The organism is Streptomyces sp. NPDC059534 (genome assembly GCF_042743475.1).
Taxonomy (GTDB): domain Bacteria; phylum Actinomycetota; class Actinomycetes; order Streptomycetales; family Streptomycetaceae; genus Streptomyces.
In genome coordinates, this window is record NZ_JBHWAQ010000002.1 from 119064 (window position 1) to 145765 (window position 26702).

General features: G+C 72.4%; 32 protein-coding genes and 2 pseudogenes. 17 read left to right on the plus strand and 17 right to left on the minus strand.

Annotated elements, in window-relative coordinates; all coding sequences use genetic code 11:
• Nucleotides 1–10 precede the first annotated feature (10 nt).
• The 6 genes from ACFVZH_RS02825 to ACFVZH_RS02850 all read left to right on the plus strand — a co-directional run bounded on the left by ACFVZH_RS02825 (nucleotide 11) and on the right by ACFVZH_RS02850 (nucleotide 2894).
• Nucleotides 11–604 carry a hypothetical protein gene (locus tag ACFVZH_RS02825; protein ID WP_384892133.1) on the plus strand — a complete coding sequence of 198 codons (594 nt, stop codon included), beginning with the start codon at nucleotides 11–13 and terminating at the stop codon, nucleotides 602–604.
• Nucleotides 605–665: 61 nt separating this feature from the next.
• A complete protein-coding gene (locus ACFVZH_RS02830; protein WP_384892137.1) occupies nucleotides 666–1571 on the plus strand; it encodes a hypothetical protein in 906 nt (301 codons plus the stop codon).
• A 13-nt stretch (nucleotides 1572–1584) separates the two neighbouring features.
• Nucleotides 1585–1968: a hypothetical protein gene (locus tag ACFVZH_RS02835; RefSeq protein WP_384892140.1), complete on the plus strand. Its 384-nt coding sequence runs from the start codon at nucleotides 1585–1587 to the stop codon at nucleotides 1966–1968.
• A complete protein-coding gene (locus ACFVZH_RS02840; RefSeq protein ID WP_384892143.1) occupies nucleotides 1969–2391 on the plus strand; it encodes a hypothetical protein in 423 nt (140 codons plus the stop codon).
• A gap of 144 nt (nucleotides 2392–2535) precedes the next feature.
• Nucleotides 2536–2754, plus strand: coding sequence for a hypothetical protein (locus ACFVZH_RS02845; protein WP_384892146.1), 219 nt, complete (start codon nucleotides 2536–2538; stop codon nucleotides 2752–2754).
• 11 nt (nucleotides 2755–2765) lie between these two features.
• Nucleotides 2766–2894: a hypothetical protein gene (locus tag ACFVZH_RS02850; protein WP_384892149.1), complete on the plus strand. Its 129-nt coding sequence runs from the start codon at nucleotides 2766–2768 to the stop codon at nucleotides 2892–2894.
• Between the two features lie 54 nt (nucleotides 2895–2948).
• Here ACFVZH_RS02850 and ACFVZH_RS02855 read toward each other — a convergent pair whose 3' ends face one another.
• Together ACFVZH_RS02855 and ACFVZH_RS02860 are read right to left on the minus strand one after the other, a co-directional pair.
• On the minus strand, nucleotides 2949–3119 hold the full coding sequence (locus ACFVZH_RS02855) for a hypothetical protein (RefSeq protein ID WP_384892152.1): 171 nt from the start codon (nucleotides 3117–3119) through the stop codon (nucleotides 2949–2951).
• Between the two features lie 40 nt (nucleotides 3120–3159).
• Nucleotides 3160–3390 (minus strand): helix-turn-helix domain-containing protein, encoded by a 231-nt coding sequence (locus tag ACFVZH_RS02860; RefSeq protein ID WP_384892155.1) that lies wholly within the window; start codon nucleotides 3388–3390, stop codon nucleotides 3160–3162.
• A 299-nt stretch (nucleotides 3391–3689) separates the two neighbouring features.
• Here ACFVZH_RS02860 and ACFVZH_RS02865 point away from each other — a divergent pair, with 299 nt between their 5' ends.
• Nucleotides 3690–3926, plus strand: coding sequence for a hypothetical protein (locus tag ACFVZH_RS02865; RefSeq protein ID WP_384892158.1), 237 nt, complete (start codon nucleotides 3690–3692; stop codon nucleotides 3924–3926).
• Nucleotides 3927–4270: 344 nt separating this feature from the next.
• Here ACFVZH_RS02865 and ACFVZH_RS02870 read toward each other — a convergent pair whose 3' ends face one another.
• Nucleotides 4271–4786 carry a DUF1203 domain-containing protein gene (locus ACFVZH_RS02870; RefSeq protein WP_384892161.1) on the minus strand — a complete coding sequence of 172 codons (516 nt, stop codon included), beginning with the start codon at nucleotides 4784–4786 and terminating at the stop codon, nucleotides 4271–4273.
• A 93-nt stretch (nucleotides 4787–4879) separates the two neighbouring features.
• Nucleotides 4880–5311 (minus strand): I66 family serine proteinase inhibitor, encoded by a 432-nt coding sequence (locus ACFVZH_RS02875; RefSeq protein WP_384892164.1) that lies wholly within the window; start codon nucleotides 5309–5311, stop codon nucleotides 4880–4882.
• A 131-nt stretch (nucleotides 5312–5442) separates the two neighbouring features.
• Here ACFVZH_RS02875 and ACFVZH_RS02880 point away from each other — a divergent pair, with 131 nt between their 5' ends.
• Nucleotides 5443–6549 carry an excalibur calcium-binding domain-containing protein gene (locus ACFVZH_RS02880; RefSeq protein ID WP_384892167.1) on the plus strand — a complete coding sequence of 369 codons (1107 nt, stop codon included), beginning with the start codon at nucleotides 5443–5445 and terminating at the stop codon, nucleotides 6547–6549.
• Nucleotides 6550–6692: 143 nt separating this feature from the next.
• Complete coding sequence (locus ACFVZH_RS02885) at nucleotides 6693–7016, plus strand: nuclear transport factor 2 family protein (protein WP_384892170.1); 324 nt, start codon at nucleotides 6693–6695, stop codon at nucleotides 7014–7016.
• A gap of 24 nt (nucleotides 7017–7040) precedes the next feature.
• Here ACFVZH_RS02885 and ACFVZH_RS02890 read toward each other — a convergent pair whose 3' ends face one another.
• Nucleotides 7041–7817 (minus strand): SDR family oxidoreductase, encoded by a 777-nt coding sequence (locus ACFVZH_RS02890; protein WP_384892173.1) that lies wholly within the window; start codon nucleotides 7815–7817, stop codon nucleotides 7041–7043.
• 102 nt (nucleotides 7818–7919) lie between these two features.
• On the opposite strand from ACFVZH_RS02890, the gene ACFVZH_RS02895 reads away from it, so the two are divergent.
• Nucleotides 7920–9551, plus strand: coding sequence for an alkaline phosphatase D family protein (locus tag ACFVZH_RS02895; protein WP_384892176.1), 1632 nt, complete (start codon nucleotides 7920–7922; stop codon nucleotides 9549–9551).
• Here the strand turns inward: ACFVZH_RS02895 and ACFVZH_RS02900 are convergent.
• A complete protein-coding gene (locus ACFVZH_RS02900) occupies nucleotides 9538–10539 on the minus strand; it encodes a Gfo/Idh/MocA family protein (RefSeq protein ID WP_384892179.1) in 1002 nt (333 codons plus the stop codon). The two genes, ACFVZH_RS02895 and ACFVZH_RS02900, sit on opposite strands and share 14 nt — an antisense overlap.
• 83 nt (nucleotides 10540–10622) lie before the next feature.
• Between ACFVZH_RS02900 and ACFVZH_RS02905 the strand changes: the two genes are divergently transcribed.
• From ACFVZH_RS02905 to ACFVZH_RS02915, 3 genes are all read left to right on the plus strand, one after another.
• Nucleotides 10623–11900, plus strand: coding sequence for a Bcr/CflA family multidrug efflux MFS transporter (locus ACFVZH_RS02905; RefSeq protein WP_384892918.1), 1278 nt, complete (start codon nucleotides 10623–10625; stop codon nucleotides 11898–11900).
• A 95-nt stretch (nucleotides 11901–11995) separates the two neighbouring features.
• The gene (locus tag ACFVZH_RS02910) at nucleotides 11996–12448 is read left to right on the plus strand and encodes a hemerythrin domain-containing protein (RefSeq protein ID WP_384892181.1); all 453 of its coding nucleotides are present in this window, start codon (nucleotides 11996–11998) and stop codon (nucleotides 12446–12448) included.
• Nucleotides 12449–12513: 65 nt separating this feature from the next.
• The gene (locus ACFVZH_RS02915) at nucleotides 12514–13512 is read left to right on the plus strand and encodes a small ribosomal subunit Rsm22 family protein (RefSeq protein ID WP_384892184.1); all 999 of its coding nucleotides are present in this window, start codon (nucleotides 12514–12516) and stop codon (nucleotides 13510–13512) included.
• 80 nt (nucleotides 13513–13592) lie between these two features.
• Here ACFVZH_RS02915 and ddaH read toward each other — a convergent pair whose 3' ends face one another.
• Complete coding sequence (ddaH, locus tag ACFVZH_RS02920; RefSeq protein WP_384892187.1) at nucleotides 13593–14423, minus strand: dimethylargininase; 831 nt, start codon at nucleotides 14421–14423, stop codon at nucleotides 13593–13595.
• Between the two features lie 153 nt (nucleotides 14424–14576).
• On the opposite strand from ddaH, the gene ACFVZH_RS02925 reads away from it, so the two are divergent.
• Nucleotides 14577–15209, plus strand: a complete 633-nt coding sequence (locus ACFVZH_RS02925; RefSeq protein WP_384892190.1) for a TetR/AcrR family transcriptional regulator — start codon at nucleotides 14577–14579, stop codon at nucleotides 15207–15209.
• Nucleotides 15210–15334: 125 nt separating this feature from the next.
• Nucleotides 15335–16114, plus strand: coding sequence for a bifunctional DNA primase/polymerase (locus ACFVZH_RS02930; RefSeq protein ID WP_384892193.1), 780 nt, complete (start codon nucleotides 15335–15337; stop codon nucleotides 16112–16114).
• Nucleotides 16115–16203: 89 nt separating this feature from the next.
• Here ACFVZH_RS02930 and ACFVZH_RS02935 read toward each other — a convergent pair whose 3' ends face one another.
• The 6 genes and pseudogenes from ACFVZH_RS02935 to ACFVZH_RS02960 all read right to left on the minus strand — a co-directional run.
• The gene (locus tag ACFVZH_RS02935) at nucleotides 16204–17241 is read right to left on the minus strand and encodes a hypothetical protein (protein WP_384892195.1); all 1038 of its coding nucleotides are present in this window, start codon (nucleotides 17239–17241) and stop codon (nucleotides 16204–16206) included.
• Nucleotides 17198–18079, minus strand: a complete 882-nt coding sequence (efeU, locus tag ACFVZH_RS02940; protein ID WP_384892198.1) for an iron uptake transporter permease EfeU — start codon at nucleotides 18077–18079, stop codon at nucleotides 17198–17200. Before efeU ends, ACFVZH_RS02935 begins: the two co-directional genes overlap by 44 nt.
• A 27-nt stretch (nucleotides 18080–18106) precedes the next feature.
• Complete coding sequence (gene efeB / locus ACFVZH_RS02945; RefSeq protein ID WP_384892201.1) at nucleotides 18107–19375, minus strand: iron uptake transporter deferrochelatase/peroxidase subunit; 1269 nt, start codon at nucleotides 19373–19375, stop codon at nucleotides 18107–18109.
• Between the two features lie 31 nt (nucleotides 19376–19406).
• A complete protein-coding gene (gene efeO / locus ACFVZH_RS02950) occupies nucleotides 19407–20564 on the minus strand; it encodes an iron uptake system protein EfeO (protein ID WP_384892204.1) in 1158 nt (385 codons plus the stop codon).
• A gap of 194 nt (nucleotides 20565–20758) precedes the next feature.
• Nucleotides 20759–21385, minus strand: a pseudogene (locus tag ACFVZH_RS02955) (ATP-binding cassette domain-containing protein); the annotation flags it as partial.
• 92 nt (nucleotides 21386–21477) lie between these two features.
• Nucleotides 21478–21612: pseudogene (locus tag ACFVZH_RS02960) on the minus strand (iron chelate uptake ABC transporter family permease subunit); the annotation flags it as partial.
• Nucleotides 21613–21746: 134 nt separating this feature from the next.
• Between ACFVZH_RS02960 and ACFVZH_RS02965 the strand changes: the two are divergent.
• Complete coding sequence (locus ACFVZH_RS02965) at nucleotides 21747–22415, plus strand: PhzF family phenazine biosynthesis protein (RefSeq protein WP_384892206.1); 669 nt, start codon at nucleotides 21747–21749, stop codon at nucleotides 22413–22415.
• 50 nt (nucleotides 22416–22465) lie between these two features.
• On the opposite strand, the gene ACFVZH_RS02970 is transcribed toward ACFVZH_RS02965, so the two are convergent.
• Nucleotides 22466–23116: a heme oxygenase (biliverdin-producing) gene (locus tag ACFVZH_RS02970; RefSeq protein ID WP_384892209.1), complete on the minus strand. Its 651-nt coding sequence runs from the start codon at nucleotides 23114–23116 to the stop codon at nucleotides 22466–22468.
• A 114-nt stretch (nucleotides 23117–23230) separates the two neighbouring features.
• Nucleotides 23231–24088, minus strand: coding sequence for a type I methionyl aminopeptidase (gene map / locus ACFVZH_RS02975; protein WP_384892212.1), 858 nt, complete (start codon nucleotides 24086–24088; stop codon nucleotides 23231–23233).
• 61 nt (nucleotides 24089–24149) lie between these two features.
• On the opposite strand from map, the gene ACFVZH_RS02980 reads away from it, so the two are divergent.
• Nucleotides 24150–24389: a hypothetical protein gene (locus ACFVZH_RS02980; protein WP_384892214.1), complete on the plus strand. Its 240-nt coding sequence runs from the start codon at nucleotides 24150–24152 to the stop codon at nucleotides 24387–24389.
• Nucleotides 24390–24637: 248 nt separating this feature from the next.
• Here ACFVZH_RS02980 and ACFVZH_RS02985 read toward each other — a convergent pair whose 3' ends face one another.
• Nucleotides 24638–25993 carry an MFS transporter gene (locus tag ACFVZH_RS02985; protein ID WP_384892920.1) on the minus strand — a complete coding sequence of 452 codons (1356 nt, stop codon included), beginning with the start codon at nucleotides 25991–25993 and terminating at the stop codon, nucleotides 24638–24640.
• 83 nt (nucleotides 25994–26076) lie between these two features.
• The gene (locus ACFVZH_RS02990) at nucleotides 26077–26679 is read right to left on the minus strand and encodes a hypothetical protein (protein ID WP_384892217.1); all 603 of its coding nucleotides are present in this window, start codon (nucleotides 26677–26679) and stop codon (nucleotides 26077–26079) included.
• Nucleotides 26680–26702: the final 23 nt, after the last annotated feature.

The following is a 26702-nucleotide window of genomic DNA, read 5'->3' on the forward strand; positions in this document are numbered from 1 at the left end:
GGGAGACTCCATGGCCACCACAGACCCATATGGGCAGTCCATCAGCATTGCCGCGCTCACAGACGCCCCGAACGCGGCCGCGCTCGCGCAGGGCATCGCCGACGCCGTTGCGCCGCGGACCGTCATGCGCTTCACCTCCGCGTCCGTGCGGGCCGCGACGCTCGTGGGTGCCTACGCCCCCGTACCCGGCATGATCACGTACCTGGCGACGGAGGACCGCTACGAAGCCCGCATGAGCGACGGCACCTGGCAGACCATCTCGCCCGGCCCGTGGATCCCGCTCACCTTCGCGACCGGCTATTCGGCCCGGACCGGCAGCCCCGCCTACCGAATCGTCAACGGGTGCGTCGAGCTCCGCGGGACCGGCGAGAAGACAGACACGACCGCCTTCCCCAAGGGGGTCGCCTTCACCATGCTCACCCTGCCTGTCGCGGCCAGGCCGCCCGCGTACCGGTACTTCGCCGCCGCGACGGAATTCGCCAGCCACCTGTACGCGCGCGTCGAAGTCACGCCGACCGGCGACGTCACCGTCATCGTCCCCACCAGCACCGGCACCGCCGCCAGCTGGGTGTCCTTCGACAGCATCCGTTTCTCTCTCTCCTGACCGCCCCCTACCCGCACGCCCCGAGCCGCCGGCCGGGGCTTTCGTCATCTCTGGAGGCGCAGTGCCTGATGAGTGGATGCCGGGCGCGACCCGGCTCGACGTCGGCGGCCACGCGCCGACCGACGGCGGCCCGCCCAAGGCTATCGGCCACATCACGTGGGACGAGAACGCTACGGCTGCCCGACCGCTCGACCTGGTGCCCTACGAGAACCTGCAGTCCTGGTTCGGACGGAATCCCAGCGGAATCCCGTCTGCCCCGCACATTCTGTGGGATCCCTTCACGGGCCGCTTCACCCAGTTCCTGCCCGCTTCCTCGCGCTCGAAGTCGCTCGCCGACAAGGCTGGCGGCACCCGCACCAACCGGGCCGGCGACGTCGTCCTGCAGGTCGAGGCCCTCTTCTTCCCGCACTGCCGGGTCGACAGCAAGGTGTACGCGCGTCTCGTCGACACCCCCTGCAAGGGCTGGCCGGAGCTGCTCGCGTGGATCCGCTCGTGGGGCGTCCCGGACCGCTGGCCGATGGGACGACCCACCGACTTCACGTCCCGACGGAACGAGGAGATCTGGGAGGAAGAGGCCGGCTGGTACGGGCACAGCCAAGTCCCCGAAAACGATCATCAGGACCCCGGCTCATGGCCGGCGTTCACCACCGCGGAGGAAGACATGACGCCCGAGCAGGCGGCACAGCTCAAGAAGATCTATGACGCCCAGGTCCCCTACAGCGGCTGGCAGTACAAGGGCCAGGGCACGCAGGATGCCTGGGCCCTGCTCAACAACGCGGCGATCACGTCTGCGGCCGCAGTGAAGTCCGTGGCCGCGCTCAGCGCGAAGGTCGACGGACTCAAGCAGCCGATCCTGACGGCCGACCAGCTGGCCGCCCTCGCTGCGCAGGTCGCGGCCCACCCCACCCTCGCGGAGCAGATCGCCGAGCTCGTCGCCGACAAGCTCGCTGCCCGCCTCGCCGACTGACCAGGAGAACCTTGTGAGAATCTTCGGACGCGAACCGGCTTTGCTTCTCGGCTTCGCCGCTGCCGTGCTCAAGCTCGTGGCCGCCTTCGGCCTGGGCGTCTCCGCGACGCAGCAGACGCTCATCAACGCCGTCCTCGCCGCGGCGGTCGGCGTGTGGATCGCGATCGTCGCCCGTGACGGTGCTCTCGGCGCGGCCATCATGCAGCTGGCGCAGGCCGGCCTCGCGCTCTTCGTGGGCTTCGGCCTGGACTGGTCGGCGGAGAAGCAGGGCCTGATCATGGCTGCGATTGCCGCGCTTCTCGCGCTGTGGGAGCGGACGCAGGTCACGCCGCCTGTCGCCACGACCCGCCTCGAGCAGAGCAGCCCGGTCAAGCCAGCCGGCCCGGCTGGGGTGTAAGTGCCGCGCCGCGTAGCCCGGCGGCTGTCCCGGATCCTCGGCCGCCGCGGCGCTTTCCTCGCGTCCTTCGGCATGCTGTGGGCGCTCTATGGATTCGGGCAGCTCGTCGAGCCTCTGCCGGACACTCGCGGCATCCGGCTGCTGCTGAACCTGATGCCTCTCAATGTCTGGGCCTGTTGCTGGATCGCCTGCGGGCTGCTGGCCGTGGCGGCGTCAGTGCTGCCGGAAGGGCGGGACTGGCTTGGCTTCCCCGCCCTCCTGGTGATCGTCATCCCGTGGATGGTCTCCTACCTCGTGTCGTGGTGGCCTCTCGGTGACACAACTAGGGGGTGGGTGACGGCGCTGATCTGGGCGGTAGCCGCAGTGCCGGTGATCGTGGTGGCGGGTTGGCGGGAGCCTCCGCGCCCCAAGAAACTGGAGTAGCCCATGAGCGCCGAGACATGGACCGCGGTGTCCAGCTGCGTTGTGGGAGTCGCCTCTGCTGGCGCTGCTGTATGGAGCGGCCGGGCGGCACGACGGACCCGACGGGATCACCGCCGCGACGACTTCACCGTTGTCACGGACGCCATGCGGAAGGAAATCGACCGGCAGGGACAGCGGATCGAGGAGCTGGAGCAGTCTTCGGACCGGCAGGACCAGCGCCTGGAAGGCGCCGGCGTCGCGATCAGCTACCTCATCGACCGTGTCCGCGGCCTGACCGCCTGGGTCCGCGCTGCAGGAATGGAGCCCCCGGTGGCCAAGCCAATTCCCGAGCGGGCCCGCGAGTTCATCAACCACGACATGTGACCTGGATTCCTATGACTGCATTTCCTGACGACCAGCCCATCCAGCCGGTGGCCGACTTGGCTGCGGCCGACGGCGAGACCCTCGTCGACATGGGCGTCCTCGAACCGCAGCCCGAGCCCGAGCCCCAACCCGAGAACTGACACCGCCCCCTCCGCGCTCAGGCGCCGGAGGGGGCGTTCCTTTGCCCCCGGACCCTATGCGGCGAGCTCCTGCTCGGCGCGCATCGCCTCGGCCCAGGCGACGACGAGCCGCGCGTACTCGGCACGCGCCTCGACCGGCAGGGCGCCGTCGGCCCACAGTGCGCGGATCTGCCGGTTGATCGCCTCGGCGCTGGGCCGGGCCGGCGACTGCTCGGGCATCGTCATGCGGGCAAGCCTACGAGGCGGGGCTGACAGTGCACTGGAGCTAGGGGAGTAGGTCTCGCAGGCGCATGTCGAGGGCGCGGGCCACGCGGATGAGGTGGCTGAACTTGGCGTCGTTCTGGCCGCCCTCTATGCGCTGGAGGGTGGACCGGTCGATGCCGGCCATCTCGGCGAGCCGCTCCTGGGTCAGGTTGGCGTAGACCCGGGCGTCGCGGACTCGTAGCCCGAGCGCCTGCTGGGCGCTGGTAATCCATTCGGGCTGGTCGGCGGGCACGCGTCCAAGCTCGACTGGTCATGATCATTTGTCAGCAGCTACTTTGCCGCTTTTAGTGATCATGGTTCAACATCGGCCGGAAGGGTATGACCGGAATCGATCGGTCAGCCCTACGGCCTGGCATATGCCGTGGGGCTACAGGTATCGTTCTGAAATAGAACGCTTGTTCACTCGAAAGGATGAACAACCACGTGACAGGTACATCCGTTGAGCATGTAGGGGCACGCCACCTAGCGCGGCGACCTCTCAGCATTGGTGCGGCCCCGAGCCGCCACGTGGCCGCTGCAACGGAGACTGTCGTGACTCCAGACGCAATCCTCGCCCTGTATGAGTGGGTCATCGGCGCCTGCTTCCGCTGCGGTGACGCCAACCTGTTCGTCACCCCCATCGACGCCGTGGTCACCCCGCGAGGGGAGAGATACCCCCTCGCCGCGTGCGGGGGGTGCGTGCTCGACATGGAGGAAGAGCGGCGTCGCTTTGCTGAGCGCAAGGGCGAGAAGTACCACCCCGGTCGGCTTGGCCGGCCTCCGGCGTAGACACGCGCCCTGCGCCCGCTGCAGCCCACTGACCTGGGCGTAGACAGAGTGAATGCCGCTCCCCACGGGGTGGAATCTGGGGAGAATCTGGGGAGTGGGGAGCGACGGGGGAGGGGCAGAACGGAACACGCTTGCGCTTCATGCATCCCGGTCGGAACTATTGAGAACACTCCGGAACAGGTGAATCGCGAGGTCGCAGGCTCCCTGACAGGGAAGCCGGAGGCCGGAGAATCCCGGGGTACAGAACCCGGCGTACAGCCCGACTCGTCTGTCGGCCCTCGTGAGAAGGGCCCCTGATCAGGTTTCCGCCTGACCGGGGGCCCTTCTTCGTGTGTGCCGGGATGTCAGGGGGTGGGGCGCCCGACCTCGAAGTGGAAGCAGCCGTACTCGACGGCGCGGACGTGGACGAGCGCCACGGCCGGGTCGGCGAAGGCGTCGGCGAGGGCCTGGTCGAGGGCCTCGTCGGCGGCGTCGGGGAACTCCAGGAGACGGCCGCCGACGATGTGGCCGCGGGAGTCGTAGCGGCGCAGGGTACGGAGGGCGCCGGGCCGGGCGAACGGATAGCCCGCCGAGGGGGCGGGGCCCGGGCACGCGTCGGCGTGGATGAAGACGGGACCCTGCTCGTCGTACGCGCCGGGTTCCGCGCCGCTCCGGGCGGCCCAGCGGCGCAGCGGCGCGTAGGAGACGAGGGCGATCCGCTCACCGGGAGCCGAGGGGCGCAGGCAGCAGCGGAGGGGGTCGCCGCCCTCGGTGGCGGTGTGGGGGGCGGCCTTCCGCCCGGCGTCGTCCGATTCGCGCAGCTGGGCGAGGGTGCCGGGCGGGATGGGCCGGGCCAGGTAGCGGGGCGTGTGGGTGCTCATACGGCCAGGGTCGCGCGGGGCGGCCCGCGTCGCTGGCGGGATTCGGACGCGGCGGTCGGGACGCCCCGGCGGGTGGCGTCGGGACGACAGGCCCTAGAGGACCTCGATCGTCCACTGGGGGTCCCGGTCGTCCGTGCGGACGAAGACGCGCTTGGGGAGCAGGGACCGGTCCTCGAACAGGTCGCGGCCGAGGGCCAGGCCCTGCTGATCGATGACGTACGTCCCGGTACGGAGGTCGGCGAGCGAGGTGACCGTGGTGGTGCCGTCGTCGGTCACGTGCTGGATCCGCCACACGGAGGCGGCGGAGTCGTCGGGACGGACGACGACCGGGGCGCGGTCGGTGCTCGCCGAGGCGATCGTCTCCTCGGTGCCCTTCGAGGTGAACCGGAAGCCCTCGTGCGCGCGGGTCACCAGCCACTCGCCCGCCCGCCCCTGGTCCACCAGGAAGCCCACCAGCGCTCCCCCCTCGACCCCGACCGGAGCGCCCTTCGCGTACAGCTTGACGACCTTGCCGATGTCCGACATCCATCCTCCTGGGCTGATTACGGCAGTTGGGGTGATAGTGCCCGCCCGCCCCTGGGTGAGGCCAGGGAACACGCAGGTCATACGCTGTGTGGCGCTGAGAAGTCGCCAGGGAGGGGAAGGTTCCGCACGCCGTGGAGCACGAGTACGAGTACGAGCGCGATCAGAGGCAGGGCCAGGGACAGAGCCAGGGGCAAGGCCAGGGCCAGGGCGGGGAACGCTGGTGGCGGCGGCCCGGGTTCGTCGTCTTCTGCCTGGTCCTCATGCCCCCGGTGGGCATCGTGCTCGCCTGGCGGACCCGGTGGACGCCGGGCCGCAAGGTGCTGGCGACCGTCCTGTCCGCGGTCTGGTTCGTCGCGGTGGGGACGAGTCAGCCGCCGGCGGAGAAGCCCGCGGCGGCCGACGCCGAGCCCCGGGCGGCCGGGTCCCCGACCGCCTTCGCCCCGTACACCCCGCCCACGCCCACCCCGCGTCCGGTCGTACGGCGGGTCGTGGCCGACTACGCGGGCCAGAACCTGGAGACGGCGTCGCGGGCGGCCTACGAGGCGGGCTTCCGTACGCGGTCGCACGACGCGACCGAGGACGACAGGATGCAGCTCGTCGACGGCAACTGGAGGGTGTGCTTCCAGGATCCGGCCGCCGGCGCGACGGCCACGGCCGAGGAGGGGCGGCGCAGCCGCATCGAGTTCGCCGTCGTCGAGAAGAGCAGCCCCTGCCCGGCGCGCGACGGCGAGGCCGTGGTCTTCCCCAAGGTCCCGAATGTCGTCGGGCGGACCTTCGCGAACGGTTCGGCGGTACTCCGGAAGCTGGGGCTGACCCGCATCCGCGGCACCAGCGTGTACACCGACGTCGACCTGGCCACCCGTCACGACGACTGGCGGATCTGCTTCCAGGACCCGGAGGCGGGCGAGGACGTCGAGCGGCCCGAGTACACCTCCGTACGCCTCTCCCTCGCCCGCCCCGGCCTCCCCTGCCCCTCCGACGACTACGCCCACCTCCACCCCGACCCCGACCCCGACCGCAACGGAACCGGCAGCGGTTCCGGTTCGGGTTCCGGTTCGGGTTCCGGTTCGGGATCCGGCTCCGGTTCCGACTCCGGCGGCTCCGGTGGCGGCCTCGCCTACTACAAGAACTGCGACGCCGTCCGCGCCGCCGGCAAGGCCCCCATCTACCGCGGCCAGCCCGGCTACCGCTCGGGCCTCGACCGCGACGGCGACGGCAAGGCGTGCGACTGGTCCTGAACCGCGGTCCGTCGGGGTGCGGGTCCTCGCGCCGGGGAGTCGGGTGCCCTGCTGGCCCAGGTGGCCGAGCCCGCGGGCCGGTAGGTGGCACGTGTGCGGCCTCGTTCCCCCGGACGAGGCCGTGGGCGGTGTACGGCTGGGGTATGACGATTTCGGTGAATCAGCTCAGTGAGCCGGCGGTGCGCGCGTTCGTGGCGGCGCTCAACGCGCATGACCGGGAGGCGTTCCGGGAGGCGCTGGCGCCGGGGGTGACGATGTCCGACGACGGGTCGGAGCGGGATGTGGAGGCGTGGACGGAGAAGGAGGTGTTCTCGTCGCGGGGGCACATGGAGATCGAGTCGGAGAAGGGCGGCGGACTGGCGGTCGTCGCGCGGTACCGCAACGACACCTGGGGCGAGATGCGCACCAAGTGGCGGTTCACCGTCGAGGGCGGGAAGGTGACGCGGTTCGAGACCGGGCAGGCGTAGCCAGCCGGGGCGTCGGCCGGGGCGCTATCCCCGGCCGATGTAGGGCATGGCGGTGGCCATGACCGTCGCGAACTGGACGTTCGCCTCCAGGGGGAGGGCCGCCATGTGGACCACGGTGGCGGCGACGTCCGCCGCGTCCATCACCGGTTCCGGCGCCAGTCGGCCGTCGGCCTGGAGGATGCCGGTCTGCATGCGGGCGGTCATGTCGGTCGCGGCGTTGCCGATGTCGAGCTGGCCGCAGGCGATGCGGTAGGGGCGGCCGTCGAGGGAGAGGGACTTCGTCAGGCCGGTCATGGCGTGCTTGGTGGCGGTGTACGCGACGGAGTGCGGGCGCGGCACGTGGGCGGAGATGGAGCCGTTGTTGATGATCCGGCCACCCCGGGGGTCCTGTTCCTTCATGGTGCGGAAGGCGGCCTGGGCGCAGAGGAAGGCGCCGGTCAGGTTGACGTCGACGACGGCGCGCCAGGTGGCGGGGTCGAGGTCCTCGACGGGGACGCCGCCGCCGGCGAAGGTGCCGGCGTTGTTGAAGAGCAGGTCGACGCGGCCGTAGTGGTCCCGGACCGCCGTGAAGAGGGCGGCGACCTCCCGCTCGGAGGTCACGTCCGTGGGGACGGGCAGGAAGTCGCCGGACGGGAGGGCCGCGGCCGTCTCCGCCAGGGCGTCGGCCCGGCGGCCCGCCAGGGCCACCGACCAGCCGGCCGCCGCGAGGGCCAGTGCCACGCTCCGGCCGATGCCCGATCCCGCTCCCGTCACCACTGCGATGCTCATGGGCGCGCAGCGTACGCGAGACGTGTGCCCCATGAACTCATCCGTCCGACACGTGGATGTTCTGTACTCGACAATGGCCCGTCGCCCCGCCCCCGTCGAATGACGGACGGACAGCATCCGTCTGGGGAGGGGCACATGGATCACCCGCACGAGCATTCCGAGGAACTCCGGGCCGCCGCACGTCACTTCGGCCGCCGCCGGTTCCTCACGGTCACCGGCGCGGCCGCCGCGCTGGCCTTCGCCACCCAGCTTCCCGCGGCCGGCGCCGCGGCCGCCGCCGAGCTCGACGGCCGGCGCGTCACCGAGGACCCGTTCACCCTGGGGGTGGCATCGGGCGACCCGCTGCCCGGCTCCGTACTGCTGTGGACCCGGCTCGCGCCCCGCCCCTTCGAGCCCGACGGGGGACTGCCCGCGAACCGCGTCTCCGTCCACTGGGAGCTCGCCCGCGACGAGCGCTTCACCCGGACGGTGCGGCGGGGCCGGGCGACCGCGCACCCCGAGTTCCGGCACACGGTCCACGTGGAGGTCGACCACCTCGACCCCGGCCGGGAGTTCTTCTACCGCTTCAGGGTGGGCGACTGGACCAGCCCCGTCGGCCGCACCCGCACCGCCCCGGCGCCCGGCGCCCGGAACACCGGCCTGAAGCTCGCCGCCGTCTCCTGCCAGGCGTACCACGACGGGTACTTCACGGCCTACCGCCACCTCGCCGAGGAGGACGTCGACGTCGTCTTCCACCTCGGCGACTACCTGTACGAGTACGCCGTGAACGCCACCGGCGGCGCCCGCGCCTACACCGACCGGACCCTGCCGGCCCTCTTCGACCGCGAGACGCTCACGCTGGAGGACTACCGCCTCCGCTACGCGCTCTACAAGTCGGACCCCGACCTGCGCGCCGCGCACGCCGCGCACCCGTTCGTCGTCACCTGGGACGACCACGAGACCGAGAACAACTACGCGGGCGACACCCCCGAGAACGGCGTCCCGCCGGAGGAGTTCCTGCTCCGCCGTGCTGCCGCCTACCGCGCCTACTGGGAGCACCAGCCGCTGCGCGCGCCCCAGCGGCCCGTCGGCCCGGACATGCGGCTGTACCGGCGGCTGCGTTTCGGGCGGCTCGCCCAGTTCGACATCCTCGACACCCGGCAGTACCGCTCCGACCAGGCGTACGGCGACGGCTGGCAGGTCCCGGGACCGGAATCCGAGGACCCGGCGCGCACCCTGACCGGCGCCACGCAGGAGCGGTGGCTGCTCGACGGCTGGCGGGCCTCCCACGCCCGCTGGAACGTCCTGCCGCAGCAGGTCGTCCTCGCCGAGCGCCGCGACCGCCCCACCGCCGACTTCAAGCTGTCGATGGACTCCTGGGACGGCTACCCCGCCTCCCGGCAGCGGATCCTCGCGGGGGCCCGGGCCGCCGGGGTGGAGAACCTGATGGTCCTCACCGGGGACGTCCACGTCGGCTACGGCCTCGACATCAAGGCCGACTTCCGCGACCCGTCCTCCCGGACCGTGGGCACCGAGATCGTCGCCACCTCGATCGCCAGCGGCAAGGACGGCGCCGACCGCCCCTCGAACTACGACCGGCTCATGCGGGCCAACCCGCACCTGAGGTTCTTCAACGGGCGGCGCGGCTACGTGACGGTCGCCCTGGGGACGGAGAGCGCCCGCGCCGACTTCCGTACGGTCCCGTACGTGACCAGGCCGGGCGCTCCCGTCACCACCGCCGCGTCCTTCGTCACGCAGGTGGGCGACCAGGGCCTCACGCCGGCGTGAGGCCCGTCTCCTGCGGATAGCGGACGCCGACGCGCTCCCGTACGGCGTCGAGCGTCCGCATCACCGCGAGCGAGCCGTCGAGGGGGACGAGCGGGGACTCCGTCCCGCCCGAGCGCAGGCAGCGCATCACCTCGGCGGCCTCGTGCCGGAAGGAGTGCGGGTCGTCCGTCGACACGAACTCCTCCGGTGCGAGGCCGTGCCGGTGCAGGGTGAACCGCTCGGGGAAGAAGAAGCCGCGCGGGACGTCGATCCGGCCGAGCGTGCCGGTCACGGACGCGGTCAGCGGGGTGTCCGCGACGAGCGAGCAGGACAGCAGCGCCGAGGCGCCGGAATCCCAGCCCAGCAGCATGCCGGTGTTCAGGTCGACGCCCTCCGGCGAGATCAGCGCGTGCGCCTGGACCGTGTCCGGTTCGCCGAGCAGCAGCTGCGCGAACGACACCGGGTACACGCCCAGGTCGAGCAGTGCGCCGCCGCCCACGGCCGGGTCCCGCAGCCGGTGGCCGGCGTCGAAGGGGCCTTCGAGCCCGAAGTCGGCCTGTACGGTGCGGACCTCGCCGATCGCCCCGTCGCGGACCAGCTCCGCGAGCCGGCGGACGAGCGGGTTGCAGTACATCCACATGGCCTCCATGAGGAAGAGGCCGCGGTCCCGGGCGAGGGTGACGAGCTCCTGCGCCTCCCGGGCGTTCAGGGTGAGGGCCTTCTCGCAGAGCACCGCCTTGCCCGCCTCCAGGGCGAGGCCGGCCGCCTCCCGGTGGGCGTGGTGCGGTGTCGCGACGTACACCACGTCGACGTCCTCGTCGGCGAAGAGCCCGGCCCATTCCCCGTACGCCCGCGGAATGCCGAACCGGTCGGCGAAGCTCTTCGCGGACGCCTCCGTGCGGGACGCCACCGCCACGACCTCGGCGCCGTCGAGCGTCAGCAGGTCCGTGGTGAACCGCTCCGCTATGCCGCCCGTCGCCAGGATTCCCCAGCGCACCGTTTCTCTCATGTTGCCCACCCGTCCCACAGAGGTCCCGACCATGCCGATCGAGCTGAGAGCATAGGCAAGGATTCAACGAAATGGAGCAGTCGATGCCGGAGAGCGGCCAGACAACAACACAAGGGCACATAACCGAACCCGCCCCCGCCCCCGTCACCGCCGCCCGGCGCGCGGGGCTGCTCGTCACCCTCGTCCTGGGCGGGCTCACCGCCCTGCCCCCGCTCTCCATGGACATGTACCTGCCGGCCCTGCCGGAGGTCACCGGCGCGCTGCACGCGCCCGCCGCCACCGTCCAGCTCACCCTCACCGCCTGCCTCGCCGGCATGGCCCTCGGGCAGCTCGTCGTCGGCCCCATGAGCGACAAGTGGGGACGCCGCCGCCCGCTGCTCGTCGGCATGGTCGTGTACGTCCTCGCCACCGCCGCCTGCGCCCTCGCCCCCACCGCCGAACTCCTCATCGGCTTCCGGCTGCTCCAGGGCCTCGCCGGCGCCGCCGGCATCGTCATCGCCCGCGCCGTCGTCCGCGACCTGTACGACGGCGTCGAGATGGCCCGCTTCTTCTCCACCCTGATGCTGATCTCCGGGGCCGCGCCGATCGTCGCCCCGCTCATCGGCGGCCAGATCCTGCGGATCACCGACTGGCGGGGCGTCTTCCACGTCCTCACCGTGATCGGCGTCCTGCTCACCGTCGTCGTCTGGCGGTTCCTCGACGAGACCCTGCCGGCCGGGCGCCGCCAGGAGGGCGGCGTCGGCGCGGCCCTGCGCACGATGCGCGGTCTGCTCGCCGACCGGGTCTTCACCGGCTACATGCTCGCCGGCGGGTTCGCCTTCGCGGCCCTCTTCGCGTACATCTCGGCCTCGCCGTTCGTCGTCCAGGAGATCTACGGCGCCTCGCCGCAGACCTTCAGCCTGCTCTTCGGCCTCAACTCCATCGGCCTCGTCGCCGTCGGCCAGATCAACGGCAAGCTCCTCGTCGGGCGCGTCCGCCTCGACAAGGCGCTCGGCTTCGGCCTCGGCACGATCCTCCTCTCCTCGTCCGCGCTGCTCCTCATGACCAGCGGGGTCTTCGGCGAGGTCGGCCTGTTCCCGATCGCCGCCGGACTCTTCGTCCTCATGTCCGCGATGGGCCTCGCCATGCCGAACACCAACGCCCTGGCCCTGATGCGCACCCCGCACGCCGCCGGATCGGCCTCCGCCCTCCTCGGCACCTCCTCCTTCCTCGTCGGCGCCGTCGCCTCGCCGCTCGTCGGCATCGCGGGCGAGCGCACCGCCGTGCCCATGGCCGTCGTCCAGGTCGCCTGCGCGAGCCTCGCCCTCGCCTGCTTCCTCGGCCTGTGCCGCCCCTGGCAGACCACCCGCTCGGAGATCTGACCCGCGACGGGGGCCGCCCCCCGGTGGGCCGACCTGCCGGGGGCGGGCGGTGTGGCACCGCCCGCTCGCCCGCCCGTGCTGTGACCATCGGCGGCATGTGTCACTACTGCGGCTGCCGTGAGATCCCCCTGATCAAGGAGTTCATCGCCGAGCACGAGGCGGTGACCGACCTCGCCGGGGACGCCGTGCGCGCGCTCGACGCGGGCGACCACGAGCGCGCTCGGGAGCTCGTGGAGCGGATGGCCGTGCTGCTGCTCGACCACTGGGCCGGCGAGGAGCGCGGCCTGTTCGCCGTCATGCGCGAGAACGAGGAGTACACGGCGTACGTCGACGCCCTCGCCCGCGAGCACCGGGAGCTCGCCGCCTTCCTGGCCGGTCTCGACCTCGGCTCGGCGGCCCATCGGGCGGAGTTCGTCCGGGCCGTCGACGAACTCCACGACCACATCGCCAAGGAGGAGGACGGCCTCTTCCCGGCCTCCCTGACCGAACTCACCGGCGAGCAGTGGGACCGGTCCATCGACGCCTGGAAGGCGGTCCACTCGCCCTGACCGCGACGGCGCCGGTGGCGTCGGCGGCCGGAGGAGGCGCCGGCGGCGCCGCCTAGAATGTCGCGGTGAACGCCTCCCCTCCCTCCGCCGAGTCCCTGCGCGCCGCCCTCGCCCGGCTCCTCGACGGGCTGCCGCCCCGCCAGGCGGCGCGGGCCGTCGAGCGGCTGATCGCCAACTACCGGGGCACCACCCCGACGGACGCCCCCGTGCTGCGCGACCGCTCCGACGTCGCCGCCTACGCCGCGTACCGGATGCCGGCGACGTTCGAGGCGGTACGGGGCGCCCTGTACGCCCTGCGGGACGCGGCGCCCGACTGGGAGCCGCGGACGCACACCGACGTCGGCGGCGGCACCGGCGCGGCGAGCTGGGCCGTCGCCGAGGCGTGGGAGGACGCGCCGCCGCACACCACCGTCCTGGACTGGGCGGAGCCCGCGCTGGCGCTCGGCCGCGAGCTGGCCGCCGGGGCTCTCGACGCCGAGTGGCGCACCGCCCGGATCGGGGGCGCGCTCCGGCTCGCGGAGACGGACCTGGTCACCGTCTCGTACGTGCTCAAGGAGCTGACCGAGGGCGACCGGACGGCGCTCGTGGCCGAGGCGGCGCGGGTGGCGCAGACGGTGGTGATCGTCGAGCCCGGCACCCCCGACGGCTACGAGCGGATCATCGCGGCCCGCACCCTGCTCGTCGACGCCGGGTTCACCGTCGCCGCGCCCTGCCCGCACAGCGGCGCCTGCCCGATCGTGCCGGGCACGGACTGGTGCCACTTCGCGGCCCGGGTCAGCCGCTCCTCGCTGCACCGCCAGGTCAAGGGCGGCTCGCTGCCGTACGAGGACGAGAAGTACAGCTACGTCGCCGCGACCAGGTTCCCGGTGACCCCCGCGGTCTCCCGGGTCACCCGCAGGCCCCAGATCCGCAAGGGACAGGTCCTGCTCGACCTGTGCGGCCCCGACGGGCTGGCCCGCGACACGGTCACCAAGCGGCACGGGCCCCTGTACAAGCAGGCCCGCGACGCGGAGTGGGGCGACCCGTGGCCGCCGGAGACCTCCGACGACCTCGGCCGACCCTGATCCGGACGGAACCCGGGCCCTGATCCGGACGCAGCCCAGGCCCTGATCCGGACGCAGCCCGGGTCCTGCCCGGACGGAACCTAGGGCCGCAGCTCCTGGGTGCAGCACTTCACGCTGCCGCCGCCCTTGAGGAGTTCGCCCAGGTCCATGCCGACCGGTTCGAAGCCGCGGCGGCGCAGCGGTTCGAAGAGGCCCACCGCCGCCTGCGGCAGGAGGACGTGCAGGCCGTCGCTGACCGCGTTGAGTCCGAGGGCCGCCGCGTCCTCGGCGGTCGCGACGAGGGCGTCCGGGAAGAGCCGGGCGAGCACCGCGCGGCTGCCGGGGGAGAAGGCGTCCGGGAAGTACATGATCTCGTCGCGGGCGTCGTCCAGGACGCACAGCGCCGTGTCCAGGTGGTAGTAGCGCGGGTCCACCAGCTCCAGGCCGATGACCGGGCGGCCGAAGAACTCCTGCGCCTCGTCGTGGGAGAGCGGGCTGGAGCGGAAGCCGCGGCCGGCGAGGATCCAGGAGGCGGTGACGGCGAAGTCGCCCTCCCCTTCGTTCACGTGCTCGGGCACCCGCAGGGTGTCGTCCGCCCAACCGTTCCTGCGGAACCAGGACAGGTGGGCGTCGGCCTCGCGCGCCCGTTCCGCGTGGGCGAACCTGGCGCCGAGGACCCGGCCCTCGACGACGGTGGCGCCGTTCGCCGCGAAGACCATGTCCGGCAGCGCCGGGTCGGGCACCAGGAGCTCCACGGTGTGGCCGAGCGAGCGGTAGCGGTCGCGCAGGTCCTCCCACTGGGCGAGGGCGAGCGGCAGGTCGACCGGTTTGGTGGGGTCCATCCAGGGGTTGATGGAGTACGTCACGGTGAAGTGCGTGGGTGGGCACATCAGGTAACGGCGGGGCGAGGACGCGCGCGGAGTGGGGCGCAATGAGGGCTCCTCACGGACGGGTGGACGGAAGAACCGAAGATCGGTGGACCCCATGGTCCGCCCTCGGCGGCCTGAGCGCAGTGGACCGTTCGGGTGGTTCGATACCACCCGCTTGGCGAGACGTCTCGTCTCGCCTGCTGCTAGATTGGGGCCATGTCCGAGCCCAGGCCCGCGAAGGCCGCCCCCGACGCCTCCCGCCGCAGCGAACGCTCCCGCCGAGCCATCTTCGACGCCGCCCTCGCCCTCGTCTCCGAGACCGGCTACGCGAAGACCACCGTGGAGGGCATCGCCGCCCGCGCCGGGGTCGGCAAGCAGACCATCTACCGCTGGTGGCCCTCCAAGGCGGCCGTCCTCCTCGACGCCTTCCTCGACCTCGCCGCCCGCGCCAACGAGGCCCTCGGCGGCGACGCCCGGAGTGAGATCCCCGACACCGGGGACCTCGCCGCCGACCTCAGGTACGTGCTCCGCGCCACCGTCGACGAGATGAACGACCCCGCCTTCGACGCCCCCACCCGCGCCCTCGCCGCCGAGGGGATCGTCGACCCCGAACTGGGCGCCCGCTTCACCGAGGCCCTGCTCGAACCCCAGCTCCAGTACTACGTCCGCCGCATCGAGGCCGCCCAGGCGGCGGGCGACGCGGACCCGGACGTCGACCCCCGCCTCGCCCTCGAACTCCTCGTCGGCCCCCTCCACCACCGCTGGCTCCACCGCACCCTGCCGCTCACCCACGCCTACGCCGACGCCCTCGTCGACCTGGCCCTGCGGGGTCTCGCGCCGAGGACCTGACCGGCGGCGGGGACCCGCCGGGACCACCGGCGAGCACCCCGGTTCCGCACTCCGGTCACCCGAGGCGCAGGATGGTGGGACCATGGGCAGAGCCGAACGGGCGAGCATGAGGTGTGAGGGGATAGATGGGCGACGGGATCGGCCGCTACCGCGGCACGGAGAGCAAACTCGCACAGTGGCTGCGCAGGCGCCCCAAACGCACCGCGGCCGACGACGAGAACGACCGCGAGAAGCTGCTCCTGGCCGTCGCCGCCGCCGGGCTGCCCCTGGCCCCCGCCGCGTACCCCGTCGGCTACAGCTGTTCCTGTGAGCGGATCGGCTGTCCCACCCCCGCCCGGCACCCCGTCTCCTTCGCCTGGCAGACGCAGTCGACGACCGACCGCGCGCAGATCGAGCGCTGGGCCCGGAACGAGACCGAGGCGAACTTCGTCACCGCCACCGGCATGGTCCACGACGTCCTCGACGTGCCGCTGGCCGCCGGCCGCGCCGCCCTGGAGCGCCTTCTCGCCGAGGGCGTCGACGTCGGGCCGGTCGCCGAGTCCGCGGACGTCGACACCGTCGGCGGGCGGATGCTCTTCTTCACCGCCACCCGCGGTACCCCCGAGGACGAGGACGAGTGGTGGCCGTGTGAGCTCGACTGCCACCCCGAGACCATGGACGAGCATCCCGGACTGCGCTGGCACTGCCGCGGCAGCTACGTCCTCGTACCGCCCGCACGGCTCCCCGGGGACGAGGACGCCCATCCGGTCGTCGCCTGGGTCCGGGGCCCCGAGCACCCGCTGCCCGACCCGCTGAACCTTCTGGAGACCCTCCAGGACGCCTGCGCCCGCCACGCGGCCGAGCGCGAGGCGGACGGGGACGGGGAGCACACCGCGCACGAGATCGCCTGGCCCCTGACCCGCTGACGTGCGGGAGGGCCCCGATGTGCCGACGCGCGGGAGCCCGCCGGTGCGCCGACGTGCGGGAGGGCCCGCCGGCGTGCCGGGCCGGGCCCCTACGAGCCCTCCGCGCCCACCACGCCCTGGAGACGGCTCACGAACGTGACGCCGTCGCGGTCCGTGCCCGCCGGCTTCACCAGGACCGCCTGGCTGGAGACCCATTCCCGGGTGACGGTGTTCTTGATCTCGCCGGTCATCAGCGCCTTGACGTCGGAGCCGACCTTGGGCCGGTAGCCCGGCGCCGCCGTCTGCCGCTCGAAGTACCGGGTCGCGAAGAAGACGAGCGCGCCGCCGTCCCGGGTCCGCAGCCCCAGCGGCGCGAAGTCGCCCTGGTCGGTGGGCTGGTCGAGGTACTGGGTGGCGAGCCCAGGCCGCTTGGCGGCCTTCTGCCGGTCCGCCCGCCACCCGGTGGTGTGCGTGCCCGCCGCGAACGGCCCCGGCTGCCCGTCCTTCAGGTAGGAGACGTACCGCTTGCCGAGGTCGCGGGGCGCGACCGCGAGCGCGTCGCCGTCCGCGGCGACCGGCACCGCGTATCCGGCCTCCTCGGCGAACTCGGGCACGCTGCCGGCGTCGAGGATGCCGAGGTAGGCGACCTCCCACAGCTGCTGCGGCCCGTTGCGCACGAAGACCAGGAGCCAGCGCTGGTCGCCGGCGCCCCCGTCGACGTCCCGGTTGGGATCGGCGTCCGCGACGAACCAGCGCGGCCAGCCGGCCTTCCGGGGCAGCACGAACCGGGTGTCCGTCAGTTCGAGGGGCCGGTGGTTCGCGTTGCCGCCGGGCGTGGTGATCGACCGCGCCCGCAGGCCCGCCTGGTTGACCTCGCCCAGCGGGCCGGTGACCCGGCCCGCGTCCAGGGCCGGGTCGTACGCCTTGTCGGCCCGGTTGTACGCGGCCGTGAAGTCCGCGACGGCCCGCGCCGCCTCGGCCTTCGTCGCGGGCGGCAGCAGGGCCGTCTCGCCGTGCACCGTCACACAGCCGCTCGCCGTCAGGGTCAGGACGGTCGCCGTCGCCGTCGCCGCGAGCAGCCTCGCCGGTCGTACCGTCAGCCGCTCAACCGGCCGTCTCGGCGTTCGCCGCAGACTCAGCCTTCTCATCGGTCGCCTTCTGCTTCTTCACCCGCACGGACGGACCCGACCCTATCGGGGCCAGGAACAGCGCGAGCGTCGGGACCAGATACAGCGCCCACACCGTGACCTGAAGGACCGTCGGGTCCGGCTGGAAGTTGAAGACACCCTTGAGGAGCGTGCCGTACCAGCTGTCCGGCGGGATGGTCGCCGAGATGTCGAACGCCTTGTCCGCGAGGCCGCCGAGGAAGCGCGCCTCCTGGAGGTCGTGCACGCCGTACGCGAGGACACCCGCCGCCACCACGACCAGCATGCCGCCGGTCCAGGTGAAGAACTTCGCCAGGTTGATCTTCAGCGCGCCCCGGTAGAACAGCCAGCCGAGCAGCACCGCCGTCAGCAGGCCGAGCAGGACCCCGGTCAGCGGCGCGTACGTGCCGTCCGAGGAGGCCCGGACCGACGCCCAGACGAAGAGCGCCGTCTCCAGGCCCTCGCGGCCCACCGCCAGGAAGGCGGTGGCGACCAGCGCGCCCGTGCCCATCTGCAGGGCCGCGTCCAGCTTCCCGTGCAGCTCGGTCTTGAGATGCCGGGCGGTGCGCCGCATCCAGAAGACCATCCAGGTCACCAGGACCACGGCGATGACGGACAGCGAGCCGCCGAGCAGCTCCTGCGCCTCGAACGTCAGCTCCTGGGAGCCGAATTCGAGGCCGGCGCCGAAGGCCAGGGCCACACCGACGGCCACGCCGATGCCGATCCAGATCGGCTTCAGCGCGTCCCGGCGGCCGGTCTTCACCAGGTAGGCGATGAGGATGCAGACGACCAGGCTGGCTTCGAGGCCCTCGCGCAGGCCGATCAGATAGTTACCGAACACGTCGGTGCTCCTTCTCCGTCAGCTCCGTCAGGAGAACAGCGTCCGGCCCCACCAGTCGTCCTTGTCACGGACGCCCGGCGGGATCGCGAACAGCGCCGAACCCACGTGCTGGATGTATTCGTTGAGGGCGTCGGACGCCAGCGAGGTCTGCACCGGGATGAAACCGGTGCGGACGTCCTTCTGGTACGCCAGGAAGAACAGGCCCGCCTCCAGACGGCCGAGGCCGTCCGTGCCGTCCGTGAAGGAGTAGCCGCGGCGCAGCAGCGTCGCGCCGTGGTTGCTGTCCGGGTGGGCGAGCCGGACGTGCGCGTCGGGCTTCATCGCCTTGAGGAACGGCTGGTCGTGCTCCTTGGCCTTGCCGACCGGCGCACCCTCGCGCTTGTCGCGGCCGAAGATGTCCTCCTGCTCGGCGAGCGGAGTGCGGTCCCAGGTCTCGACGTTCATGCGGATGCGGCGGGCGACCAGGTACGAGCCGCCGTCCATCCAGGCGGCGCCGCCCTCGGCGTCCTTGCCGGAGACCCACACGTGCTTGGCGAGCCGCTCGGCCTCGGTGCCCGCGATGTTGCGGGTGCCGTCCTTGAAGCCGAAGAGGTTGCGCGGGGTCTGGGCGTCCGGCGTCGTCGAGGACGTCTTGCCGAAGCCCAGCTGCGACCAGCGCACCGCGACCTTGCCGAAGCCGATCCGCGCGAGGTTGCGGATGGCGTGGACGGCGACCTGGGGGTCGTCCGCGCACGCCTGCACGCAGATGTCGCCGCCGCTGCGCGCCGGGTCCAGGTTGTCGCCCGGGAACTTGGGCAGCTCCACCAAGGACCCGGGCCGCTTGTCCTTCAGCCCGAAACGCCCGTCGAAGAGCGAGGGGCCGAAGCCGATGGTGAGGGTGAGGCGGGAGGGCTTGAGGCCGAGGGCCTCACCGGTGTCGTCCGGCGGCGCCTCCGGGAGGCCGCCGTACGCGCCCTCGCCGACCTCGGCGCCGGCCGTCATCCGCTCGGCGGCCCGCGTCCAGTCCTTGAGGAGCTGGATCAGCTCCGCGCGGTCCTTCGTCTTCACGTCGAAGGAGGCGAAGTGCAGCCGGTCCTGCACGGCGGTGGCGATGCCGGCCTGGTGCGCGCCGTGGAACGGCACGGCCCCGCCGCTGTCGGCGACCGGCGCGGTGGTGTCGCCGTCCCGGGTCAGCGCGACGGCGCCGCCGGCCGCGGCGGCACCGAGCGCGAGCCCGGCACCGCCCCAGCCGATGACCTTGCGGCGGGAGGGCACGGCGGCCTCGGCCGCCGTCTGCTCCTGGATCTCCTCGGACATGTCCCTGTCCCCGTCCCTACTCTTTCGACGACTACTTGACGACCGCGGCGGCGAGCTTGGAGAGCGGCTCCGCCAGCGCGTTGACGCCGTCGGAGAGCTCCTTGCGCTCGGGCTTGCCGACCTTGTCGTACGAGGTGAAGACGTAGCTGCTCTTGTCCGTGCGGTACTTGTCGAGCAGCGTGTTCAGCGCGGCGAACTGCTTGTCCAGCTCGGCGACGAGCTTGGCGTCGTTCTTCGAGGCGACCGGCTTGAGCAGCTCGAAGGACTTCTGCGCGCCCTCGACGTTCGCCTTGAAGTCGACGAGGTCGGTGTGGGAGTAGCGCTCCTCCTCGCCGGTGACCTTGCCGCTGGCGACCTCGTCGAGGAGCTCCTTGGCGCCGTTGGCCATCGAGGTCGGGGTGATCTCGGCCTTGCCGACGCGCTTCACCCAGTCGGCGAGGTCCTTGTCGAGGGTGTCGGCGAGGGTCTTCTCGGCGGCGCCGATCTTCTTGTCCTGCCAGAGCGCCTTCTCCAGGCGGTGCCAGCCGGTCCAGTCCTTGGCCGGGTCCTGGCCCGCCTCCAGGCCGTCCTCGCGGACGTCGACCTTGGGGTCGATGTCGCCGAAGGACTCGGCGACGGGCTCGGTGCGCTCCCAGCCGATGCGGGACTCGGCGTACGCCTTCTTCGCGGCCTCGACGTCACCGGCGCGGACGGCGTCGGTGAAGACCTTGACCTTGGGCAGGGTCGCGTCGGCCTGCGCCTGGACGTACTGGCGGTAGGCGGCGACGGCGGCGTCCATCTCGGGGGAGCGCTTGGCGGTCGTGGCGCCGGCGCCGGTGACCTTGACCGGCTGGCGCAGGCCCGTGCCGGTCATGCCGGGCTTGCAGACGACGGTGTAGTCGCCGGCCTTGATCTCGGCGGTGACGGTGGCCTTGGTGCCGGGGCCGATGTTCTCGCGCTCGGTGACGATCCGGTCGTCCGGGTAGAGGACGTAGACCTCGGTGACCTTGCTGCCGCGGTTCTCGACGGCCAGCTTCACGTGCCCGGCCGGGAACTCCTTCTTCGACACCTCGCAGGAGTCGTCCTTGGCGACGACGGTGATCGCGCCGTCGTCGGCCTTGGCGTCGCTTTTCTCGGCGCAGCCCGTGACGGCGGTCAGAGCAGCCGCGGTCGCGGCGGCGGTGACGACGGAGAGGCGGACTGCTCGCATGAGGACTCCAGGAACGCGGGGACGTGGGTGAGGCGGACCTAACTTAACCGAGGCTTACCTCAGCCATACCCACCCGTCCAGTGATTCAGCTCTCAGGTCCGGCAGGCCGGACACAGCGGGGTCACAGGGACTTCATGAGGTCCTCATGGCTTGGTCAAGGGCAGGTCAAGCAAGGGGTATTGTCCTGATTTGGGTTACGCGTCGGTACGCGAACGGGCCCCGGGGGCGGTGCGCTTCGGCGCGACGAGGGGAACGCCCGTCCGCGGATGCGGGAAGACCTCCACCGGCTGCCGGTGGACCCGGCTGAGCAACTCCCCGTCCAGCACCTCCCGGGGAGGGCCGTCCGCCGCGATCCGCCCCTCGTGCAGGACCGCGATCCGGTCCGCGTGGGCGGCGGCGAGCCCGAGGTCGTGCAGGACGACGACCACCGCGTCCCCGGCCGCTGCCCGCTCCCGGCAGACCCGCAGGACCAGTTCCTGGTGGCGCAGGTCGAGCGCGGCGGTCGGCTCGTCGAGCAGCAGCAGACCGGTCCGCTGGGCCGGCACCCGGGCCAGCGCGACCCGGGCCCGCTCGCCGCCGGACAGCGCGGAGAAGGGGCGCGCGGCGAACTCCCTGACCTCGGTGGCCGCCATCGCCTCCGCGACCGCTGCCCCGTCCTCGTCCTCCCGCCCGGTCCCCGCCCACGGGGCCCGGCCCATCCGCACCACCTCGGCGACGGCGAAGGGGAAGGAGAGCGCCGCGGCCTGCGGCAGCACCGCGCGGCGCAGGGCGAGTTCGCCGGGCGGCCAGTCGCCCGCGGCCCGCCCGCCGATCCGTACGCCGACGGCCTCGGCGACGAGCGCGCCGAACGCGGCGGGGGAGGGGAGCGTACGGGTGCGCCGGTGCGGCAGCAGTCCCCGGAGGCGTACGGATGTCATGCCCAACCACCTTGCTTGCGACGGGTCCTGCGCAGCAGCCAGAAGAAGAAGGGGCTGCCGAGGAGGGCGGTGAGGACGCCCAGGGGAAGTTCGGCGGGGGCCGCGGCCGTACGGGCCGCCAGGTCGCCGGCGCGGGTGCGGCCGTCGTCATCGCCGTCCGCCGCCGCGCCATGGACTCCTGAACCGCCACTCCCACAGGGCACGACCGCACCCGATCTCCGGGTGCGGCCCTGCCGCCGTGCCGACGGATGGTTCAATTTCCGGCATGAACACGACGGCCACTGACATCGACGTCCTCCGGGTCTTCTGTGCGGGCGACGGCCGGCACGGCAACGCCCTCGGAGTCGTACGAGAAGCCCGTACGCACCCCGACGAGGCCACCCGGCAGGCGCTCGCCAAGGAACTCGGCTTCAGCGAGACGGTGTTCGTGGACGACCCCGAGCGCGGGATCGTCGACATCTACACCCCCGGCCTGCGGCTGCCCTTCGCCGGGCACCCGCTCGTCGGCGCCGCCTGGCTGCTCGACCTGGAGGTCGTCCGGCCGCCGGCCGGCGAGGTATGGGTGCGCGGCGACGGGGAGTTCACCTGGATCGAGGCGCGCGCCGAGTGGGCGCCGCCCCGGACACTGCGCCAGTACGGCTCCGCCGCCGAGGTGGACGCCCTCGACGTGCCCGAGCCGGGCGAGTGGATCTATGCCTGGGCCTGGGAGGAGGAGGCCGCCGGCCGGATCAGGGCGCGGGCGTTCCCGGGCCGCGGCGACGGCATCGACGAGGACGAGGCGACCGGCGCCGCAGCGCTGCTCCTCACGGCGGAGCTGGGCCGGGCCCTGAACATCACACAGGGCCGGGGGTCGCAGCTGCTCACCGCCCCCGGCCCTGACGGCATCGTGGAGTTGGGCGGACGGGTCCGCCTGGAAGGAACGCTCACGCGCTGAACCCCGACGCGCCGGGCGCCCGCGCGCCCGGCGCTCAAGTGCTCAAGCGCTCAGGCGCTCAGCGGGAACTCGCCGCCCAGCTGGTGGAAGACCGCGCTGTTGAAGGCGAAGGCGCGCTTGCACTCGTCGACGATCCGCTGCTTCTCCAGGTCGTCGGCGTTCACCCCGTCGAGCAGCTCCCGGTAGGTCCGCTTGAACGCGGCGGGGTTGCCGATCTCCTCGAAGACGTAGAACCGCACGCCGTCGCCCTTGCGCGCGAAGCCCCAGGTCCGCTCCGCCTTGTCGCGGATGATCTGGCCGCCCGACAGGTCGCCCAGGTAGCGCGTGTAGTGGTGGGCCACGTAACCGGCCGGCCAGTCGCGGGCGCACTCGGCGACCCGGGCGGCGTACGCGACGGTGGCGGGGAGCGGGGAGACGCCGGCGCGCCAGTCGGTTCCCCGCAGATGGGCGAGGTCCTGCTCCAGGGCGGTCGTGCGGAACAGTTCGGGCTGTATGAAGGGCCCGGCGACCGGGTCCTCGCGGAGCGCCTCCGCGCCCTCCTCCAGGGCCTGGTAGACGAACCAGAGCTGCTCGGTGTAGCGGGCGTAGGCATCGACGGCCAGCCGCCCGCCCAGCAGGTCACCCATGAAGGACGACGTCTCCGCCTCCGTGTGCTGCTCGTGCGAAGCCGTACGGATCAACGTGGAGAAGGGCGTGTCCAAGGCGTGCCTCCGAGACCGATGGGACGGGAACCAGTGACGATCCTGCCAAGTTAGGCTTGCCTAAGTCAACTGGTTCCCGACGTCCTGTCGGTAAAACGCTACCCGTTCGAGAGGTCAGGGCAACGTAAGGATTTCGGCCCCGTTCTCGGTCACGACGAGGGTGTGCTCGAACTGCGCGGTCCGCTTGCGGTCCTTGGTCACCACGGTCCAGCCGTCGTCCCACATGTCGTAGTCGTGGCTGCCGAGCGTCAGCATCGGCTCGATCGTGAAGGTCATGCCGGTCTTGATCTCGGTGGTGTGGTGGGGGGAGTCGTAGTGCGGGACGATCAGGCCGGAGTGGAACGACGAGTTGATCCCGTGCCCGGTGAAGTCGCGGACGACGCCGTAGCCGAAGCGCTTGGCGTACGACTCGATCACCCGGCCGATGATGTTGATCTGGCGTCCGGGCCGCACGGCCTTGATCGCCCGGTTCAGGGACTCCCGGGTCCGCTCGACGAGGAGCCGCGACTCCTCGTCGACGTCGCCGCAGAGGTAGGTGGCGTTGTTGTCGCCGTGGACGCCGTTGATGAACGCCGTGACGTCCAGGTTCACGATGTCGCCGTCCCGCAGCACCGTGGAGTCCGGGATGCCGTGGCAGATGACCTCGTTGACCGAGGCGCAGAGCGACTTCGGGAACCCGCGGTAGCCGAGGGTCGAGGGATAGGCGCCGTGGTCGCACATGTACTCGTGCGCGACCCGGTCGAGCTCGTCGGTGGTGACACCGGGAGCGATGTGCTTGGCGGCCTCCTCCATCGCCCGGGCGGCGATGCGGCCGGCGATCCGCATCCGTTCGATGGTGTCGGAATCCTGCACCTCGGGCCCGGTGTACGGGGCCGGTGCGGGCTTCCCGACGTACTCGGGGCGGCGGATGGAGCCCGGGACGGAGCGGTGGGGGGAGAGCTCCCCCGGTACGAGAAGCGACTGGCCAGACATGCCAGCGAGTCTAACGACCGGGTCTGGGGCAGCATGGTCTCGGAGGAAGGAGCCGACGACGATGGCCCTGTTCAAGAAGCGCACCGCGGGCAAACCGGGCGAGTGGTACTACTGCCTGGAGCACAAGAAGGTCGAGGAGGGCCCCGAATGCCCTGCCAAGAACCGGTTCGGCCCGTACGCCAGTCGTGAGGAGGCCGCCCACGCCATGGAGTCCGCCCGCGAGCGGAACCTGGAGTGGGAGACCGACCCGCGCTGGCACGACGGTCCGGGCAGGAACGAGAACCCGGAAGACACCCCCTAGGTCCTGTCGTCACATTCCCGTCTGCCCCACGACGCCTGGCACGCACTCTCGCCGCACCGGGCGAAAGCCCAAGTACGTCCAGTACGCGGACTTCCACCCGGCACGCCGAGAGCACGCACCAGACGCCGCGGGGCCGCCCTTCGGGCGACGACGGGAATCTGACGACAGGCCCTAGAGGCGCTCCCGCGGGTCCACGACCGGCCGCGGTCGGGGGCCGTCCGAGATCGGCCGGGATCGGCCGGGGCCGCTCAGGCGGTCCCGGCCGCCGTCCGCCGGTCGTCCTCCGGCAGGCCGGCGTCCGGCCCGTCCGCGTCCCGCACCGCCGCCGTCCGCCGGGCGTCCTCCTGCTGGGCCTTGCGGCGCAGGGAGTCCTCGTCGGTCGCGGAGTCGTACGTGAGGAGCTTCGGCAGGGTCAGGCTGAGCAGCCACACCGAGGCGACACAGGCCACGCCGCCCGTCCAGACCGCCGCCCGGGTGCCGGTCCAGCCGGCCATCACGCCCGCCCGGACCTGGCCCAGCTGCGGGCCGACGCTGTAGGAGAGCACCTCGATGCCGGCCAGCCGGCCGCGCAGCTCCTCCGGGATCGTCTGGTTCCAGATCGTCGCCCGGCCGAGCCCGCTCAGCATGTCGCCCGCGCCCGCGAACGCCAGGCAGAGCAGCACCAGCCAGACGTTCCCGAACCAGCCCGCCGCCGCGATCGCCAGACCCCAGCCGGCCGCGCCCCCGACCACGAGCAGTCCGTGCCGCCGCACCTTGGAGGTCCAGCCGCTCGTCAGCCCGAGCACCAGTGAGCCGACCGAGCCCGCCGCGTACATCAGGCCGAGCGACCAGTCGGCGTCCAGCTCGTCCGCGAGGAACGGGAAGATCGTGTTCGGGAAGGCGAAGAACATCGCCGCCAGGTCGATCGCGTACGTGCCCAGCAGCACCGGCCTCGACCAGGCGTACCGCGCGCCCTCCGCGATGCCCCGCAGCGAGGGCTTCTCCGCGTCGTGCGCGGCCGGCGCGGGGGAGAGCCGGCCGCACAGCAGCACCGAGACCGCGAAACCGGCGATCGTGACCCCGTACGCGGGCGCGTGCCCCGCCCACGCCACGACGAGGCCCGCGAGCGCCGGACCCGCGATCGAGCCCATCTGCCAGCGCAGCGAGTTCAGCGCGGCCGCCGCCGTCTGCTGCTCGTGCGGCACGATCCGGGCCAGCAGGGAGTCCAGCGCCGGCCGCTGCAGCCCCGCGAGCGCCGAGACCCCGGCCGCCACCACGTACAGCGGCCACAGCATCGGCTCCGGCAGCAGTGCGTTGAGCAGCAGCAGTCCGGCCAGCAGTCCGAGCCCCGCCTCCGTCCCCAGGATCACCTTCCGCCGGTCCACCGCGTCCGCGAGCGCCCCGCCGTACAGGCCGAAGACCACCAGCGGCACCAGCTCGACCGCGCCCATCGCGCCGACCGCGAGCGGCGAACCCGTCAGCTCCTTGATCTGCAGCGGCAGGGCGATCATCGCCATCGCGCTGCTGAAGTACGTGACGAGCCCCTGCACCCACAGCAGCCGGAAGTCGCGGGACGACCGCCACGGCGCCAGGTCGGGCAGCAGGGCGGAGAGCCTGGAAAGCAGGGGGGAGGAGGACACGAGGGGACATGTTCCGGCCACGGGATGCCCGACGCAATCGCATTACGGAGCCGGCCGCCGCCCCCGCCTCACCAGCGGGCCGGCGGCGGGGCCGTCAGACGGTCCGCGAGGCCCGAGAGCCGGTCCCGGAAGCGGCGGCTCCCGCGGGGCGACGGCAGACTGTTCTCGCCGGCCGCCGCGCTCACCAGGTGCTGGACCGTGTCCAGGTCCACGCCCGCGTCCTCCGTCACCGCCAGCGCCTCGTGGGCCAGCCCCCGCACCTCCGCGTCGCCGCCGTCGAGGCAGAGCACCGTCGCCCCCGCGCGCCGGGCGTCGTGCACCCGCTGGAGAAGCCCCGCGTCCGGCCGCTCCGGCGCCACCATCAGCAGCGTCGCCCCGCGCCCCGCCGCCTCCAGGCGCCCCAGCCCGACCGCCAGATGCGCCGGATCGCCCGGCCGCACCCGGTGCCGCACCAGCGTCGGCGCCAGCTCCGGCAGCCCCGACCAGGCGGACTCGTCGACCAGGTGCGCCGCCAGGTGCCAGGGCTCGTACTCCTCCGTGCCCACCAGGAGCAGTCCGCCCCGGTGCGGGACGACCGACGACCGGAGCGCCCCGGCGAACCGGCGGGCCGCCCCCGGCCACTCCGTCCCGGCGAGCACTTCCCGCAGCAACGCGACCCGTACGGCATCCATGGGCCCGCATCCTGCCGCAGCCG